Source organism: Blautia sp. HCP28S3_G10, assembly GCF_052065235.1.
Taxonomy (GTDB): domain Bacteria; phylum Bacillota; class Clostridia; order Lachnospirales; family Lachnospiraceae; genus Blautia_A.
In genome coordinates, this window is record NZ_JBQHUL010000053.1 from 1 (window position 1) to 15,388 (window position 15,388).

General features: G+C 43.3%; 16 protein-coding genes. 1 reads left to right on the forward strand and 15 read right to left on the reverse strand.

Going from position 1 to position 15,388, the window contains the following annotated elements; genetic code table 11:
- Positions 1-251: 251 nt before the first annotated feature.
- Positions 252-416, reverse strand: a complete 165-nt coding sequence (locus ACTNB8_RS15050; protein WP_156339392.1) for a hypothetical protein — start codon at positions 414-416, stop codon at positions 252-254.
- Positions 417-834: 418 nt separating this feature from the next.
- Here ACTNB8_RS15050 and ACTNB8_RS15055 point away from each other — a divergent pair, with 418 nt between their 5' ends.
- Positions 835-1,395 (forward strand): helix-turn-helix domain-containing protein, encoded by a 561-nt coding sequence (locus tag ACTNB8_RS15055; RefSeq protein ID WP_279207829.1) that lies wholly within the window; start codon positions 835-837, stop codon positions 1,393-1,395.
- Positions 1,396-1,635: 240 nt separating this feature from the next.
- Here ACTNB8_RS15055 and ACTNB8_RS15060 read toward each other — a convergent pair whose 3' ends face one another.
- From ACTNB8_RS15060 to ACTNB8_RS15125, 14 genes are all read right to left on the reverse strand, one after another.
- Positions 1,636-2,160 carry a flavodoxin family protein gene (locus ACTNB8_RS15060; protein WP_055176454.1) on the reverse strand — a complete coding sequence of 175 codons (525 nt, stop codon included), beginning with the start codon at positions 2,158-2,160 and terminating at the stop codon, positions 1,636-1,638.
- A 365-nt stretch (positions 2,161-2,525) separates the two neighbouring features.
- Complete coding sequence (locus ACTNB8_RS15065) at positions 2,526-3,356, reverse strand: methyltransferase domain-containing protein (protein WP_083655179.1); 831 nt, start codon at positions 3,354-3,356, stop codon at positions 2,526-2,528.
- Between the two features lie 226 nt (positions 3,357-3,582).
- Positions 3,583-3,942: a PHP domain-containing protein gene (locus ACTNB8_RS15070; protein ID WP_441055934.1), complete on the reverse strand. Its 360-nt coding sequence runs from the start codon at positions 3,940-3,942 to the stop codon at positions 3,583-3,585.
- A gap of 71 nt (positions 3,943-4,013) precedes the next feature.
- Positions 4,014-5,138 carry a 23S rRNA (adenine(2503)-C(2))-methyltransferase RlmN gene (gene rlmN / locus ACTNB8_RS15075; RefSeq protein ID WP_441055935.1) on the reverse strand — a complete coding sequence of 375 codons (1,125 nt, stop codon included), beginning with the start codon at positions 5,136-5,138 and terminating at the stop codon, positions 4,014-4,016.
- Between the two features lie 91 nt (positions 5,139-5,229).
- Positions 5,230-6,450: an MFS transporter gene (locus ACTNB8_RS15080; RefSeq protein ID WP_002584949.1), complete on the reverse strand. Its 1,221-nt coding sequence runs from the start codon at positions 6,448-6,450 to the stop codon at positions 5,230-5,232.
- 1,098 nt (positions 6,451-7,548) lie between these two features.
- Positions 7,549-7,812 (reverse strand): recombinase family protein, encoded by a 264-nt coding sequence (locus ACTNB8_RS15085; protein WP_427819278.1) that lies wholly within the window; start codon positions 7,810-7,812, stop codon positions 7,549-7,551.
- A gap of 156 nt (positions 7,813-7,968) precedes the next feature.
- Positions 7,969-9,531, reverse strand: a complete 1,563-nt coding sequence (locus ACTNB8_RS15090) for a recombinase family protein (RefSeq protein ID WP_441055936.1) — start codon at positions 9,529-9,531, stop codon at positions 7,969-7,971.
- Positions 9,516-11,021, reverse strand: coding sequence for a recombinase family protein (locus ACTNB8_RS15095; RefSeq protein ID WP_441055941.1), 1,506 nt, complete (start codon positions 11,019-11,021; stop codon positions 9,516-9,518). The genes ACTNB8_RS15090 and ACTNB8_RS15095 overlap by 16 nt, the downstream gene beginning before the upstream one ends.
- A gap of 194 nt (positions 11,022-11,215) precedes the next feature.
- Positions 11,216-11,461, reverse strand: coding sequence for a hypothetical protein (locus ACTNB8_RS15100; RefSeq protein WP_320813437.1), 246 nt, complete (start codon positions 11,459-11,461; stop codon positions 11,216-11,218).
- Between the two features lie 10 nt (positions 11,462-11,471).
- On the reverse strand, positions 11,472-12,713 hold the full coding sequence (locus ACTNB8_RS15105) for a relaxase/mobilization nuclease domain-containing protein (RefSeq protein ID WP_441055937.1): 1,242 nt from the start codon (positions 12,711-12,713) through the stop codon (positions 11,472-11,474).
- Complete coding sequence (locus ACTNB8_RS15110; RefSeq protein WP_291805722.1) at positions 12,662-13,042, reverse strand: plasmid mobilization protein; 381 nt, start codon at positions 13,040-13,042, stop codon at positions 12,662-12,664. The genes ACTNB8_RS15105 and ACTNB8_RS15110 overlap by 52 nt, the downstream gene beginning before the upstream one ends.
- Positions 13,043-13,626: 584 nt before the next feature.
- A complete protein-coding gene (locus ACTNB8_RS15115) occupies positions 13,627-13,827 on the reverse strand; it encodes a hypothetical protein (RefSeq protein WP_441055938.1) in 201 nt (66 codons plus the stop codon).
- Between the two features lie 81 nt (positions 13,828-13,908).
- Entirely contained in the window at positions 13,909-14,361 is a 453-nt protein-coding gene (locus ACTNB8_RS15120; RefSeq protein WP_441055939.1) for a hypothetical protein, read from the reverse strand.
- Complete coding sequence (locus ACTNB8_RS15125; protein WP_441055940.1) at positions 14,358-15,266, reverse strand: ParM/StbA family protein; 909 nt, start codon at positions 15,264-15,266, stop codon at positions 14,358-14,360. The genes ACTNB8_RS15120 and ACTNB8_RS15125 overlap by 4 nt, the downstream gene beginning before the upstream one ends.
- Positions 15,267-15,388: the final 122 nt, after the last annotated feature.

Consider the following 15,388-nt stretch of genomic DNA (forward strand, 5'->3'; position numbering starts at 1 on the left):
TTGTCGTGCCATAAAATCCATAATTATTCACATATTTTCAAGGTACATACTTTTGCTAACTAAAATTCAATTTTTCTAAAAAACTACTTGATTTTTATATAGTTAGCTCCATTTCTTTTACCTGCCACACTTTTCTTTCCTTATGTGTAACTGGTTTCTTTATTTGTGCTGTCATTTTATCTGAAATCTTAAATATGAACGAATGTTGTATTACCTTATCTTCCATTGTTTTTTCCTCAACTTTCTTTATTCTATGCAATTGCTTTCATCGGATCATCACTACGTTCCCCGACAATCAGATAACTATCCATCAGTTTCCGTCTGATTTTTTCAAATTCTTGTTCTGACAGAAGTTCTGAATGAAATAACTTTGTAATCACAGCTATTTTCTTTGCGTATTCCAACTCTTTCCTCATTGCTTCACTCCCCCTTTCCCTGTTATTTTTCGGCATCACTCCTTTCAGTTAAAATTTTGCACTTGGTTTGGCTTCCATTCGTATCATCTGCTGTCAGTGTTACAACTGACCTCTATCAGAATATTTCTGATTACTGGCAGCTTCTTCACAAACTTACCAGTCGTTTCCGGAGTATCTTCGACGCTCGCCTGAGAATAAAGCCTTACAGGGTCATGGCATCTGTGTTGGCAGATTATACAGCTCATGAAGTTTTCAATGTACATCAATTCGCTTTTTTGCGAATCCAACTTTACCGCCATTATAATTCGCTTTTCTGCGAATGTCAAGAAAATAATTCGCTTTTTGGCGAATGTTTCTGTTTACAAAAAAGTATTTTGGAAGTAAAATAGTATTATCAATAGGAAAGCAGGTATCTGATATGACGATTGGAGATAAAATAAAAAAAATTCGAACATTCCGGAAAATGACACAAGCAGAGCTTGGCGCAGCCCTCGGTTGGGGTGAAAAAGGAGCAAATCGTCTTGCCCAGTATGAGACAAACTACCGGGTTCCCAAAAAAGAACTGGTAACCGAAATGGCAAAAATACTGGACGTAAATCCTTGGACACTGTATGATGCAACGACAATGGATGCTACCGAATTCATGGAACTCTTGTTCTGGATCGATGAATTCAACCCATCCGCTATAAACTTGTTCCAGATGGAAACTTATCCCGGAGAAAAATGCAATTCCAGCGAAGATACCTCTGTCCGCTATCACGATAACGATAGCTGGCCTGCACATCCGCCTGTGGGATTATGGATTAATTATGGACTTGTCAATGATTTTATGAAAGAATGGGTTCTCAGAAAAGAAGAACTGAAATCTGGCGAGATTACCAGAAATGAATACTTTGAATGGAAAATCAACTGGCCTCAGACCTGTGATGGATGTGGGAAACATGAACCTAAAAAACAATGGAGAAACAATGGAAAATAACCACACGGACAGGGATTCATCGCAACCACCATTTTGATACAATGAAACGATTGCACCCCCTAATGCACCCCCTCCATCCGGACTTAGGTTAGGCTACTCTTCATTTTATGAAGGATTGCAGAGTAGTCTTTTCTATCATCAAAAAAAGAGATATCAACGCGCCAGGGTCAATATCTCTTTCTTCTTATTATAATTCACTTGTCAAGCATATAATCGAAAAACTGGAATTTGGTGTGTGCTTTATAAATTTTTTCCAATCCACTCAAGTTCGTTCATGGAATCCTTATTTTTTTCAAGTTCATCTCTGGCTGTTGCATAATATGATTTTTTGAAAAGCATATCCCATGAAAGATATTTTGCCATACAGTCAAACTGCTTATCAATCAGCTCATACTGGATGCTGCCTACGGGAGAACCACCTACAACAATTGTGCCAACTTTTTTGTTTTTTAACTGCAATCCACGGCAGTAGCACTTATCAATGATAAGTTTCAATTGTGCTGACATTCCCCACCAATAAACTGGTGTAGCAAAAAGAATCATATCTGCGGCAGCAATTTTATCAATGGTAGAATTTGTATCATCCTTATCGACGCATCCCTTAGAGCATTGACAGACACCACATCCCTTGCATGGTGCAATGTTGAGTTTGTCGGGTTCAATGATTTCAATTTTATTCTTTTCTGACGCTCCTTTTATAAATGCATTGATTGCTGCCAACGTATTTCCTTTTCTGGCACTTCCATTAATGATTACAATTTTCATGCGTGTATCCTCCAACTTCCGATTTTAATGTCTCTATTATATGGGAGCATTCAACGATTATGCCACAAGAGCTGTGGAACTTCACAAGAAATGTGAAACACTGCTTAGCAGAGTTTCTCCAAAAGCTGAAGGCGAGATTCCTTGGCAGATTGTAATTCTAAAAGGTACATGGAGATATATAAAATAGTCTCTGTCCGAGATAAGTGTTGGTATGCATAACTGACCTGTTTATTCATTTTCTATGAATGCCCTGGGTAAACGAAAAGGAACAAGGTATATTTCATCCTTGTTCCTATCGGTCAGTATGTGCTATTCAGTTCAACAAATTGGAATTTGTTGCTCCGTCAAACTGAAAGTTTCAAGCGTTATAGACTTCCCACAAATATCTCTGCATCAATCGTCAAAGTTTTTAGCTTTTTGAAATCAATCTCAGTTTTATCTACATGGAAGAGCAGTGGGGTCATGTCTGCAAAAATTTTAATATCCTCTAACGGCATTTCATATGATTCTGAAACTCTTTTTTGGTAAATAACAGAATACTGCTTCTTGAATAAGTTAATCACATTCTCATTGGAATACTCTTGATTTTTCAAATGTTCTTTTGCAATGTTTCTGAACTCCATCAGATGTTTATTCCCAGGAATAACCTTTACAATATAGCCGCTATCCGTCAGAACTCTATTGAACTCCAAATAATTAGCTGGTGTAAATATGTCCAGTATACAGTCTACTGAGTGGTCTCTAATTGGCATATTTTCCAAATCACCCACAAACCACTTTATAGACTTACTACCGTCTCTTTTTGAAGCAAGGGAAATGGCATCTTTTGAAATATCAAAAGCAACTATATCTGCTTGAAATAGTTCTTTGATTTTTCTAGAATAATATCCTTCACCACATCCGACATCAAGAATAGTTGTTATGTTTTCAAGCTTGCTCAATATATGTGTTATCTCCGTAAGAATATGTGAATAGTATCCCTTTTCTAAAATATCCATTCTGCTTTCAAAAGAAGTTCTGCTATAATGCTTAGATTGCTTTTGATTTAATGCAAAATTCACATATCCTAATTTAGAAATATCGAAACAATGCTTATTACTACACAGCAAACTATTGCCTACCATCTTTAACTTTCGTTTACATATTGGACAACGAAAAAGCTTTTCGCTGTCATTAAATCTAATAATTTTATTCATGACATCCTCCATTATTACATTCTTGCCCGAAAGCGAGTTATGTAATACGGATGTACCGCAACACAACTCGCGGTATTATCTTAATCTCATATATGCTGTCATCTTATCACCTCCTCAAATTCAAGTTTGTATAACTATTTTATTGCATTATAGCATACTTTGGTCTGCTTTTCCCACTCCAGAGAAAAATTCTTTGTCGATAATTATCCTACCTATAGGAATATTTTTATTCACCAATACTTATCTCGGACAGAGATATAAAATAAATGCGGAGTGAATAATATAAGGCAAACTCTTCTGGAAACAAGCTGGGTTCCGAAAACTCAATTCCACTTAGCAAAGTTAACGAACCGTATTTTTTTCGCAAGCGGTTTATTTCACGGAAATAATCATCAACAACAAAGTTCTGTTTTCTGTTATCCTTAACAATTGAAAGATTCTTTTCCGCTGAATTAAAATCCACATGTTCAGTAAAACAAATAACTCTTGTACCCGTTTTGCCGGCAATCAGACAATAATCCTCCATCGTAGACATTCCATCAATTGAGAATTTTGAATGGACATGCATATCAACAAATTCATTCATAATCGAGCCTCCATTTGTGAAGTTCATGCAGATCAGTGAACGCAAATACTAGATCACACTCCGACATGCTCTTATTTATGCGATGAACCCTTTTTTCCATTCTTGCTTTTATTGTTTACATAACGTCTCTTACTTGGCTTCAATCTACTCGAAGATCCAGCATTGTTCGACGAACCTGTATCCAATTCCGAAGCTCCTTTTTTCTTGGGTGCACTCATATTGCGGTTATTTAATCTACTTACCAATTGACCACATGCGGCTTTTATATTGCCACCTCGGGATTCTCTGATTTTCACAGTAAGTCCCACCTTATTTAACTTATCACGAAATGCAACGAGTTCCTGTTTGTTTGGTCTTCGAACTGCTTTACAATCCGTTTCATTGTATTGTAAAAGATTAATCAATACATTTTTGTCACAAAACCATCTTCCCAACTGTTTTACATCATTCGCACGATCATTTACACCCGGTATAAGCAAATATGCTATAGTAACGCTACGATTATGTCTTTCTGAATATGAGAGTACTGATTGAACTACTTCATTTATATCATACCCTTTCATATGCGGCATGATATAGTCCCTTACATGCTGATTCGTGGCATGCAGGGATAACGTAAGTTGGATTTTTAAATGTTCTTCTCTCAACTTCTTCATCTGAGGGAGCGGTCCCGTTGTTGATATTGTTATACCATCTGTTGGAAAATCAAGTCCTTTGCGGTCTCTTAATATATGAATGGACTTTATCACGTTATCATAATTGAACAGAGGTTCTCCCATGCCCATGAATACAATCCTATTTACTCTACCATTTATCAGTATTACTTGTTGAACTATTTCAGATGGTGTTAGATTTCTGACAAATCCATTTTCACCAGAGGCGCAAAAGATGCACCCAACAGGGCAACCTATCATGGTGCTCACGCATACAGTAGTACCAGTTTTTCTTTTAATGCTTACCGTTTCAATGCAATAGCCATCTGACAATTCAAAAGCATATTTCTGAGTATCCGGACCACGAAAGATTTCCTTGATGGTTATCGTTTTATACTTGTTACTACTTTGGGAACCGGAGTATAATTCGCGATAAAACTTATCCGCCTCAACTTCTCCCAATACACCAACCATTTCAGAATATGTGTATCCATATGGATCCTTATATATATCCGTGGCTTGAACAGAAGCATTCTTAACCATATTCAACATATGACCTCCAATAAAAAATCACGCTAAGATTCGTTGCAAAAGGCAATCACATTTCCTTTGCAATAGAAAAAGGTGCAGTTGATTATTGCGTATTGTCAATCTCTCTCAAACCGGGTAGTAAAAATACGGCAAGCGCAACGATGATAATGCCAATTCCGCAAATGACAAACCATTTCTCAACTCCCAGCCGCTCCGCCAGAGGCCCGGAAATGACAAGGCCAAACGGCATGGCGAGGGAAGCGGCGCTTGTCAGTAGAGAAAAAACTCTCCCCAGATATTCTGGTTTGACCGTTTCTTGAAAAATCGCATTTTGCACACCGTAAAATGGAGCGGAAATTCCCATAACAGTACAGCACACAACAAAGACAAGAAATGCGTCTGGCGGCAAAAGCCCGGAGAGCATATTGCTAACGCCCATCAGGAGAACGGAAAGACCGATGGTGTACCGCCGTTTCTTAAAACCGCCCCAAATGCTCAGAATGACTCCGCCAAGCAGCATACCAACCGCAAAAGCAATTTCAGCGGCAGAGGCATGGGCCGGTGTTCCTTTGAAGTATGACATACAGATGAGAGGAAAAAGCGTACTGATTGGCATATAAAAGAACATATAAATTACACCAATCCAGAGCAGAGCAAAGAGGCCCCTGTTTTGCTTTAATACCACATACCCCTCTTTCATATCCTGTAAAAACTGTTGTCTTTTCGTTTCTGGACATAGTTCAGGCGTTGGTATGGACGAAATCGCAACAGTCACACAGGCAAGGATTGCACCCACAATATCTAACAATATAATTGCATTAAGAGGCCAAACAGCATATAAAAACGCTGCGGCAGCTGGACTGATAATCGCACTTACTGCTTGCATGGTCTGCGTGTAACCAGCGCATTTTGTAAGTTCCTCTTTTGGCACAATCATAGGTGTTGCTGCGCTGAATGCTGGAGAATGAAAAGCAGTTCCCGCACTTCGGATTAACAGGACAACCATAATAGACCATACGGGCAATTCCATGTAAAACGCCACCAGCGCCAGAATACCGCCAGCGGCGGCAATTATCAAATCCGCACCAATCATTACGCTTTTACGGCTGTGCCGGTCAACAAAAGCACCTGCAAACGGGCCTAAACAGGCTTGCGGCAAAAATCCAATCAGTGTTGCCGCCGTCAATATGATTGCAGAATTAGTTTTCGCAACCAAATAAAAGATAATGGCCATTTGCAAAATACCGCTGCTAATAAAGGATATTGCTTGTCCGGCAAGAAGTGTAAAATAAGTTTTTCTCCATGAATTGTTGTTTTGGGTCATAATGCGAACCTCCTTTTTTATTGCATTGTTCCTTTGTTTCTGCAATAAAAAGCAGGCGTTGTCCCACAGAGAGGGCAGACGCCTGCATAACAACAAAGCACGAAAAAACACCACGATACAGTTCAAAGACTGCTCGTGTCAAACCTACGTGTTCCTTTGCATACGCACGCAAAAAAAGCCCACCATCATGTGGAAAGGTACTTCTACTTTTTATTGCTTATTAGCGTACACAAATTAACACACGTAAGCCTCCTTCCAATCTCAAACTGTCGCACAGTATAACACACATCCGATAGACTTGTCAACCATTTTTAACCTTGTTTTCCATCTTGTTTTTCCATCTCTTACGGGCAGTAGCAAAGCCAGGCGAGCCAGTCAACGGTCAAGATGAACGGCGCTTTCAGCGCCGCCGTTGACAGTCTCGCCCGTCTTTGCTAATGGGTAATCAAGGCGGGAAAGCCATTTTAGGGCTTTCCCGCCCATTTCAATTTTGGGAGAAGAAAGGCCCCAAAATGAACGAGTGCGGCCAAACACTTTTAGGGATTGGCCACCTTGTCCACCCATCCAGCGGGGCGGCGGGGAACGGTCAAGGCCGGGCGTCAGCCCATTCATTTCAGCCTTGACGGTTTCCTGCCGTCCTGCTACTTTTCCCGGAGTGTGGCCACACATCTGGTCACGGTGTCCAGAGCTTTGGGACTTTTTGTCCCATAGGCCGGGGGCGGAGGACGAGGGACGGGGGCTTTCATAATACGCCCTGTCTGCTGCTGAAATCAGCCCTTTGTTTCCGGCTTACCAGCCCCAAACAAAGCCCTGCTTTCCTGCCGCGTCAAATGCCCTTGCCCTCCCCGGCGGCAACGGTATTTTCAGGGCAACGCCGACAGAGCGTATAACACACTACACTTTGCTCCGCAAAGTCGTGTGCCAAATGGGGCGCTGCCCCCTTTGGAAACCCCCGCAACAAACAGGTGCTATGCACCCAGCCGGGAGCATAGCGCCGTTTGTTGTCAGCAGCCCGTTTCACGGTCTGCGTGTAGTTCCTTGTAAACTGACCTAACCAAATCGCTAAACAACGAGTCAAAATACTCTTTAAACCAATATTCACTCTTTCTTCCCAGTGTACCTCTTGGCTTTTCTGGTTATCGTCCCATCTGCATGGCGCTCAATGTTACTTCTGCTCTCACGCATTTCCTGAACTGCCCGGAACGTCTCTCGTGAGATGATAGACGGATGATGATCCTCCTGGATGTATTTCTGATGCTCTCCATTGTTCGGTATTCGCTTCTTCTCCGGGAAGTTAGGGGAAAAGGTCTTATAGAGAATGACATCACCGACATATTTCTCATTGGTCAGTATGGTTTCGATGGAACGCTTCGACCTCTCTCACATTTCTCACGAATCTTCGCTTCAAATATTGTATCATATTCAACTTGACAAATCCACCATTTTGTGATAAAGCCACAAAAAGTAGGGCATCCAGCAAAACTGCCAGATGCCCCTCTCAAATCGTGTTTCTACATATTAAATAGTAATCTCTATCCCACCCCGGAAGACTACCGTGCTGGTTTTCTCATCAATGCGGATGTGATCCACCAAACCGCCCCACAGTTCTTCCCGGAATTCTGTCTGTTCTCCGTTCAAATCTTCCAGCTTAGTGATGAAGTTCGTGAGTATCTCCTTCGTATCATTCTTTTCTTGGATGAGTGCCTCCAGTTCCTGAAATCGGCTATGCTTTTCACCATAAATGGTGCGGAGTTTCTTTTCTTTCTCTGCCTGCTCCGTCTGATCCAGGGCTACACTTGCATTCTTCTGGATGAGGTTCGCAAGGTTCTCTGCGACAATTCTCAGTTCCTGTTTCAGCCGTTCCTGCTCTGCGCCAAGGGAATCTATCTGGCAGACCGTTTCAATCAACTCCTGCAGGTTCTCTATTGTTTCCTCTTTCGCCTCCACCAGGGCATTCAGCGCCTTGAGGAACAGCTTCTTGATTTCTTCCTCGCTTAAATGCGGTGTGTTGCAGGGCGGGGTGTCTTTGCCGTACTTCCGATTACAGCGGTAGATGACCTTCCGGTACTTGTCGGTGGAATGCCACACCTTGGAACCGTACCATCCACCACAGCACCCACACTTGATTTTGTTTGAGAAAATGCTCACTCCGCTGTAACGACCATTCTGTTCCCGGCGGGCAAGTTCTGCCTGTACAAAATCAAACTGGGCAGGGGGAATAATGGCCTCATGGTGTTCCTCCACATAATACTGGGGGATTTCGCCGTTATTGGTCTTTCTCTTCTTCTGCAGGAAGTCCGTAGTGTACTGCTTCTGGAGGAGCGCATCCCCACGGTACTTCTCGTTGGTAAGGATCGATTTCACCGTGCTGATGTGCCATCTGTCCTTGCCGGACGGTGACTTGATACCCCGGCTTTCCAGTTCCTTTGTGATAGCATAGAAGGAAAGGCCACTGATGAAAAGCCGATAAATCAGCCGAACCGTGGCTGCCTGTTCCTCGTTTATCTTGAAGTCCTTGTCGTACCCAAGGAACCAACTGAAGGCAACACTGCCTTTGCCATCAGCAAATTGCTTTCTCTTGCCCCAGGTCGTGTTCTCGGAAATGCTCCGGCTTTCCTCCTGTGCCAGGGAACTCATGATGGTTATCATCAACTCGCCCTTGGCATCCAGCGTCCAGATGTTCTCTTTTTCAAAATAGACCTCAATGCCTTTATCCTTCAGCTTACGGATGGTGGTCAGGCTGTCCACCGTGTTTCGTGCAAATCGGCTGACCGACTTGGTAATGATAAGGTCAATCTTTCCGTCAAGGGCATCTTCCACCATCTGATTGAAGCCGTCACGCTTTTTGGTGTTCGTGGCGGTGATACCCTCATCCGAGTACATCCCGACAAACTCCCAATCCTCATGACCTTCGATGTAGGTCTTGTAGTATGTCATTTGTGCCTCGTAGCTGGTTGCCTGTTCCTCACGATCCGTGGATACTCGTGCATATCCGGCTACCTTCTTTTTTCTTCTGACTGCCACCGGCTCCGATGTGAACTGGTTGAGGGTAGCAGGTATTTTTCTTACTTTCTTTGCCATGTCTTTACCGCCCCATCCTTATATTCAAAATCTACCTGAATGTCGGAAACGACCACTCGGTCAATGTCTGCGGATACTCTCGCCTGGAAGTTCTCACCAAGAAGGCTTTCTGCCGCCTCAAGCAGTTCACTCTCCGGCAGGCGTTTCATTTGGCACTGTGTTCTCGGCTGGGAGCAGCACCAAATCTTTGTTTTCTTCTTTCCGTAATTGTCCCTTTCGCATTTGCATCCACAGGAACCGCACCAGACCTTATTGGTGAAAGCATTCTGGCCCCGGCGGCCACTAAACTGCCGGATGATGGATTTCCTGTTTCCGTTCAGCAGGGAAAACTCAATGCGGTCGGAATATAGGGTCACTTGCTGTATCTCCTTTGAGAAACTGCCATCATCAATGGAGCCGCCCAGCACTGTCTCCGAAGCCGCCGTGAGTTCCGTCTCCCAAATTGGTCGGCACTCGCATTGCTTCATGCCTTTCCGTTCTCTGGTGTTGCAGACCCACCGCTTTCTGTCTCCGCTGGTTCTCCGGCTGACACCGCATCCGCAGTATCCACACTTCACTTTGCCGGAGAAGGCTGTAAGGTTGTCCTGATTGTTAGGAAACTGCCCCGCTCTCTGCTGCCGGATTTCCAACGCCTTCTGGTAATCTTCCTCCGAGACCAAAGGCTCGAACATCTCATCCACCAGGTACATAGGAAGTTCACCTTTGTTCCTTCTGCGGATGTGGCCTTCGGTGAAAAAGTTCTTCTGAAGGACCATCGTCCCGGTGTAGGACTGGCTTGAAAGTATCTCCTTGATGGTTGTCTGCTCGATCGGCATTCCCATCTGCCCGGTCACACCTCGCTCTGCAAGGGTCTTTGCAATGCCATAGGCTGATTCCCCGGCAAGGTACCTTCTGTAGATTTCCTTTACCACCTCGCCCTGGTCGGGTATGATGCGGAACATCTCTCCGTCCCATTCATAGCCGTAGGGTGCTTTGTGACCGTTTGGGATACCTTGCTCAAACCGCTTTCTGGTAGCCCATTTGATATTCTCTGAAATGCTCCGGCTTTCTTCCTGTGCAAATGATGCGAGCAGCGTGAGCATCAATTCTCCGTCTTCTGAAAGGGAATTGATCTTCTCCCGTTCAAAGTAAACCGCTATTCCCAGGTCTTTCAGATGCCTGGTTGTGTTCAGGCAATCAACCGTGTCCCTGGCAAATCGGCTGATGCTCTTTACCAGCACCATGTCGATTTTTCCAGCATCGCAGTCTGCCACCAGGCGATTGAAGCCATCACGATGTGCTGTACTTGTCCCGGTAATACCTTGGTCAACATAGATCCCTGCGTATTCCCATTCGGGGTTATTCTGAATGAGGGTGCTGTAGTAGCTGACCTGTGCTGACAGGGAATGCAGCAACACCTCACATTCCTCGGAGACACGGGCATAAGCAGCGACTCGCTTCTTTCGCTTTAGCTGCGTCACACCCGGTGTGATTTGTCTGATTCTTGGCATGAAACCGCCTCCTTTCGCAGTGACATATTCCCGTAATAACCGCACTGTATCAAGTCTATATTGGAGAATAATGTGCCGAATATCGGACGGTATTTTTCTTGCATCCTCCGCAGCATCCGCACTTGATTCTGTTGGATAAAATACTCACGCCACTATACCGACCATTCTAAAGCACTGGCTTTTCCATAAACTCGTTACCAAATGAAAACAAATATAATGAATAGTAAGCAACAAATTAATAAACCTAACCACCCGAAATCTCGCTGTTTTTCTATCTCCATGGTTTTCTTTTTCATTTGTCTTTTTGTTTTTTCAAGTTGACAGGCAGCATCTCTTCTTTCCATTTTCATCAGTAATTCCAATGAACACATCCGCTTTTCTGCTTCCTGTTGCTTTTTCAGTGCCTCTTCAACAGCCTCCACAGAAGACTGTACTACCATTTTCTCCAGTTTAGAGTTCCGGTCCTGTACGTCTCTTATTTTTTCTTCGAGCTGCTCTTGCTCTTTCCTGCTCAGCAGCCCGTTCCTGTTCCGCAGATCGTCGTTGCTTCTCTGCAGCGACAGATTGATATTCTGCGTTCTGGACAATTCGGTTTGCAGTTTCTGATTTTCCTCGGTTAGCTTCTGAAGCTCGTCTTGTAGCTTCTGATTTTCGGATGAGATCTTCTGAAGATTTTCTCGAAGCTCCCGCATCCGTTCCAGACATTTCTGGATATTTTCCTGATCCTTTCTTTGTATTTCCAGAAGTCTGTCCCTTTCTGTCTTTACTTTCGACAATGCCTCCGCTTGTTCCTGCAACAGCTTCCTCCACTTGTCGATAGTATCGTGCAAGATCGGCATCTGCAGTGTCGTCTCTGCCGGTAATACACCTTTCTTTTTGCTCATTTCTGATAAATTCATCCTCTAATTCCCCTTTACTGATTTTAAGATGGAAAGTTTTAGAAAGATTACTGTCACGTACTTTCTTCCCTTCCGAATTTTGAAACGTAATATGCTTTCTATTTTCTGTCCAGTTTACGTTCCATCCCAAATTTCCCATTTCTTTGATAAATTGCTCTCGGCTGATGCAGGACTCCATAACAGTTAAAACCACCATTGCACAGTCTGCAACAAAGCTATCCTTTTTCTGTTGCCGGAACAGATTATATTTATCTTTACTCCATGCAATGACTTCCCCCGTCTCAATCTGGCTGCCATCAAAATGTTTTCCTTTTCCAGCAACAGTAAGCCCCCGTTCCCGGCACATCTGGTTCGTCAGCTGCTTCATCCGTTCCAGATCTTTTCTCGAATTATGCAATTTTTTCCCGTTTTCATAGCTCACAGAATTTGTAACCAAGTGACAGTGGATATGGTCTTTATCCTTATGGACACTGACCACCGTCTGGAAACCAGAAAACCATTTCTCCGCAAATGCAATGCCAAATTCCAATGCCTGTTCCGGTGTAATCTTTTCATCCTTATGCCAGGAAATCACATTATGGGCATACATCCTTCCCGAATCCTTTCCCCACAATCGTTTTTCTTCCAGAAATGACTGGTACACCAGATCATAATTCACTTCTTCGTAAGGATATGGACCGATGATATGGACAAGATGCTGATCTGTTTTTCCTTCCCGGAGGACATATTCAATACAGTTTCTCATTGCCCCATGGGAATTTGTCCGCTTATTAATTGTCTTATTGATCGCCATATCTTTTCACACTCCTTCCGATATCCTGATATATTTTCGTTGAGACTGTTAAAAACATCTGCTCTGGGATAAAAACCTCCTGCATTCATATGATGCGCAATCTGGTTGAGATTGGTTGTAGCACCTCGAAGCTGCCGGTTTGTTTCTTCCAGTCTCTGATTTAATACTTTCAATTCTTCCATAACCTCTGATGATACTATCTCCACATTTTCAATCGCAGCAAGTACCACTGCCTGCTGTGTCTGTCCGGATTCTTTCATCTTCTGCCGGAGCAGGGTATATTCTTTGTCATTCATCCGTATCGTAACGGTATGGTTTCTTTTTCTCATAATCAATTCACTCCTTTTATCTCTGTGCTGTCATATATAATTTAGCCAATGGACTTCTGGCTGTAAGGGGATTCCATAAGGGTGCTAGACATCCTGTGGATGTCCGTTTAGCACCGACCGAAGCGGGGCGGAGACAAACGCCCCTTTGGCAGGTGCAGGGCGCATGACGTCCAGTGGACGTCAGCTTTGCGCCGACCGGAGTGGCAACGGAGACAAGTCCTAGTCAATAGCGTAAGTGTTCCTGTGGAATGTCCAGTGGACATTTCGCAGGAATACTTACGCTATTGACGGGCCGGGGTTCCAAGGGGCGGAGCCCTCTGGCAAGTTTAGGAACAGCCCAAAGGCTGGCTCCGGTGCAGAGTGGCCTGCCACTTTGCGAAACTTGCCTGTCATCTCTCCACCACTTAGCCAGCCCCTGCTAATCAGTTTTCTCCTCCATGCGATACCAAATTTTGATCGAGATGACAGTGGTTTTGTGGTGCAGAAGCAGACTGTAGAGGAAATAGAAAAGCTCCCCTTTCAACAAATTTTCTCTTTCCGAAGCAGACTGATTATGCACCACTCCGATGCGGAGTATCGGACAATTATGTGCCGTATCCGGCACTCTTATCTTTTTCTCCCATGCTTATGCAGCGTTTCCCGGCTGCCAACGCTTTTCTGTCATAATTTCTCACTATTTCTGCTTCTTTTCTTCTAAACCATTCTCTTTTTCTGATGAAAGACATAAAAATAACAGCCATAAACATTTCCCCGATTCTCACCAACAGAAATGCTATCACTGCCATTGTCTTTTTCTTCTATTTTGTTTTCGCAAAACAATTTTGTACTGTCAGTCGGTTCTCCTGTTACTGCCATTTTGTAATTAGCTAAAAACTGTCTGCAAAATCCAATGCCGCATCCATATCTGCCTCCTGTTCCCAGTCCAGCGTATTATCTGTAGCCTCATTATCTGGTTTCTCCATCGTCATTGCCATATTCGGCAAATTATTATCTCCTACCGATTCCTTCACAAACGGTACAAGCATTTCCAGAAGACTCTTCGCCATAGCCATCGGGACGGATTCCTTCACACCATCCCGGATAGCTGTTTCCACTCTTTCCAGAAACGCATCTTCCTTTTCTCTGGTTTCCAGATACGGATCAGCTTCCTTTCGATATATTCTGGAGAAGTAATCATTCAAAGCCACCACAACCGCTCTGGTATAGGACTTATACTTCTGCCTGTCCATTGTCTGCAAATATTCCCATGCCTGTCTGTCCTGTTCATCACAGAGGTTCAAGCGAATATTTGTATTAATGATTTTCCGTTCTTTTCTCATACAAGCACCCCTCCGTTTTTCTGAATTTTTCTTGCTGTCATGGCTTCATAGCCTTTGGCTGTAGCACAAATATCACGCACGATGGTCACTCGGTCTTTATCATAGTCACCAAAGTTCTGAATCATGCAGCCGCCTCCACCGACCACATACAGACGCATCAGTTCCGGGTTGTATTCCCGTTCTCTCAGCTTATGGAAAATCTCTTTTGTATACTCTCCGGCAGCTTTACGAATCACAGAGAGATATTTTTCTCCAATATCGGCAGTTCCTGTACGGATCACCTGCTCAATCACCAGATCATCCACCACCGTTCCCAGCTCCTTCAGCAATGATTCCCTGACAGCAAGCACACACTGATGTGTTCCATATTTCTCTGTAAAGCATTTTTTCTCTACCGGGCGAGAATTGTTGATATACATAATATTCATAGTTCCATTTCCGATATCAGCCAGCATATTGATTCCTTTAAAGTCCTGTAACCGGTAAAAAGCTGCTGCAAATCCCTGTGGATAAATATCAGCTCCGACAAACTCCACATGATATTCTTTATTGCGGAATGTGAAGTCCACGCTATCATTCTGGAGAAGATACTTCTGGAAGTCTTCTTTCTGTGAAGCCACCCAGGTCAGTGGAAGTCCTGCCGCAAGATGCACCTTCACCTGATTCATTCCCTTTCCGTCTAATTCTCTGGCAATCGCAGCCAGCGTCAGCACATAATAGTCTAGATTCTGTGTTTTCTCTGCACAGAACTCTTTGTGTTCTTCACCGATCTGGTAATACAGCCCATTATAAACAAGAAGGTTATTCTGAAAGATGGGCTCCTTCTCATATCTGACTACACCAGACGTAAAGCACCTGGTTGCTGTTTTCATGTTTCCATAACCGTGATCAATTCCAATCACCATAATTGTTTCATTTTTAAGGGCACTGAAAAAGTCTGATTCCAAAAAAGAATTGGGCTTTTTTTAGTGGCCCTGTTATAATAGAATCATGAGGAAGGAGGTTCTGTCATGTTGAAAGATCATTC

Coding starts and splice junctions, on each gene's coding strand:
- ACTNB8_RS15125 (WP_441055940.1), bottom strand. CDS start 15,266: ATGGTGATTGGAATTGATCACGGTTATGGAAACATGAAAACAGCAACC.
- ACTNB8_RS15080 (WP_002584949.1), bottom strand. CDS start 6,450: ATGACCCAAAACAACAATTCATGGAGAAAAACTTATTTTACACTTCTT.
- ACTNB8_RS15110 (WP_291805722.1), bottom strand. CDS start 13,042: ATGAGAAAAAGAAACCATACCGTTACGATACGGATGAATGACAAAGAA.
- ACTNB8_RS15100 (WP_320813437.1), bottom strand. CDS start 11,461: ATGGTAGTACAGTCTTCTGTGGAGGCTGTTGAAGAGGCACTGAAAAAG.
- ACTNB8_RS15070 (WP_441055934.1), bottom strand. CDS start 3,942: ATGAATGAATTTGTTGATATGCATGTCCATTCAAAATTCTCAATTGAT.
- rlmN (WP_441055935.1), bottom strand. CDS start 5,138: ATGGTTAAGAATGCTTCTGTTCAAGCCACGGATATATATAAGGATCCA.
- ACTNB8_RS15120 (WP_441055939.1), bottom strand. CDS start 14,361: ATGAGAAAAGAACGGAAAATCATTAATACAAATATTCGCTTGAACCTC.
- ACTNB8_RS15060 (WP_055176454.1), bottom strand. CDS start 2,160: ATGAAAATTGTAATCATTAATGGAAGTGCCAGAAAAGGAAATACGTTG.
- ACTNB8_RS15055 (WP_279207829.1), top strand. CDS start 835: ATGACGATTGGAGATAAAATAAAAAAAATTCGAACATTCCGGAAAATG.
- ACTNB8_RS15090 (WP_441055936.1), bottom strand. CDS start 9,531: ATGGCAAAGAAAGTAAGAAAAATACCTGCTACCCTCAACCAGTTCACA.
- ACTNB8_RS15050 (WP_156339392.1), bottom strand. CDS start 416: ATGAGGAAAGAGTTGGAATACGCAAAGAAAATAGCTGTGATTACAAAG.
- ACTNB8_RS15105 (WP_441055937.1), bottom strand. CDS start 12,713: ATGGCGATCAATAAGACAATTAATAAGCGGACAAATTCCCATGGGGCA.
- ACTNB8_RS15115 (WP_441055938.1), bottom strand. CDS start 13,827: ATGGCAGTGATAGCATTTCTGTTGGTGAGAATCGGGGAAATGTTTATG.
- ACTNB8_RS15095 (WP_441055941.1), bottom strand. CDS start 11,021: ATGCCAAGAATCAGACAAATCACACCGGGTGTGACGCAGCTAAAGCGA.
- ACTNB8_RS15065 (WP_083655179.1), bottom strand. CDS start 3,356: ATGAATAAAATTATTAGATTTAATGACAGCGAAAAGCTTTTTCGTTGT.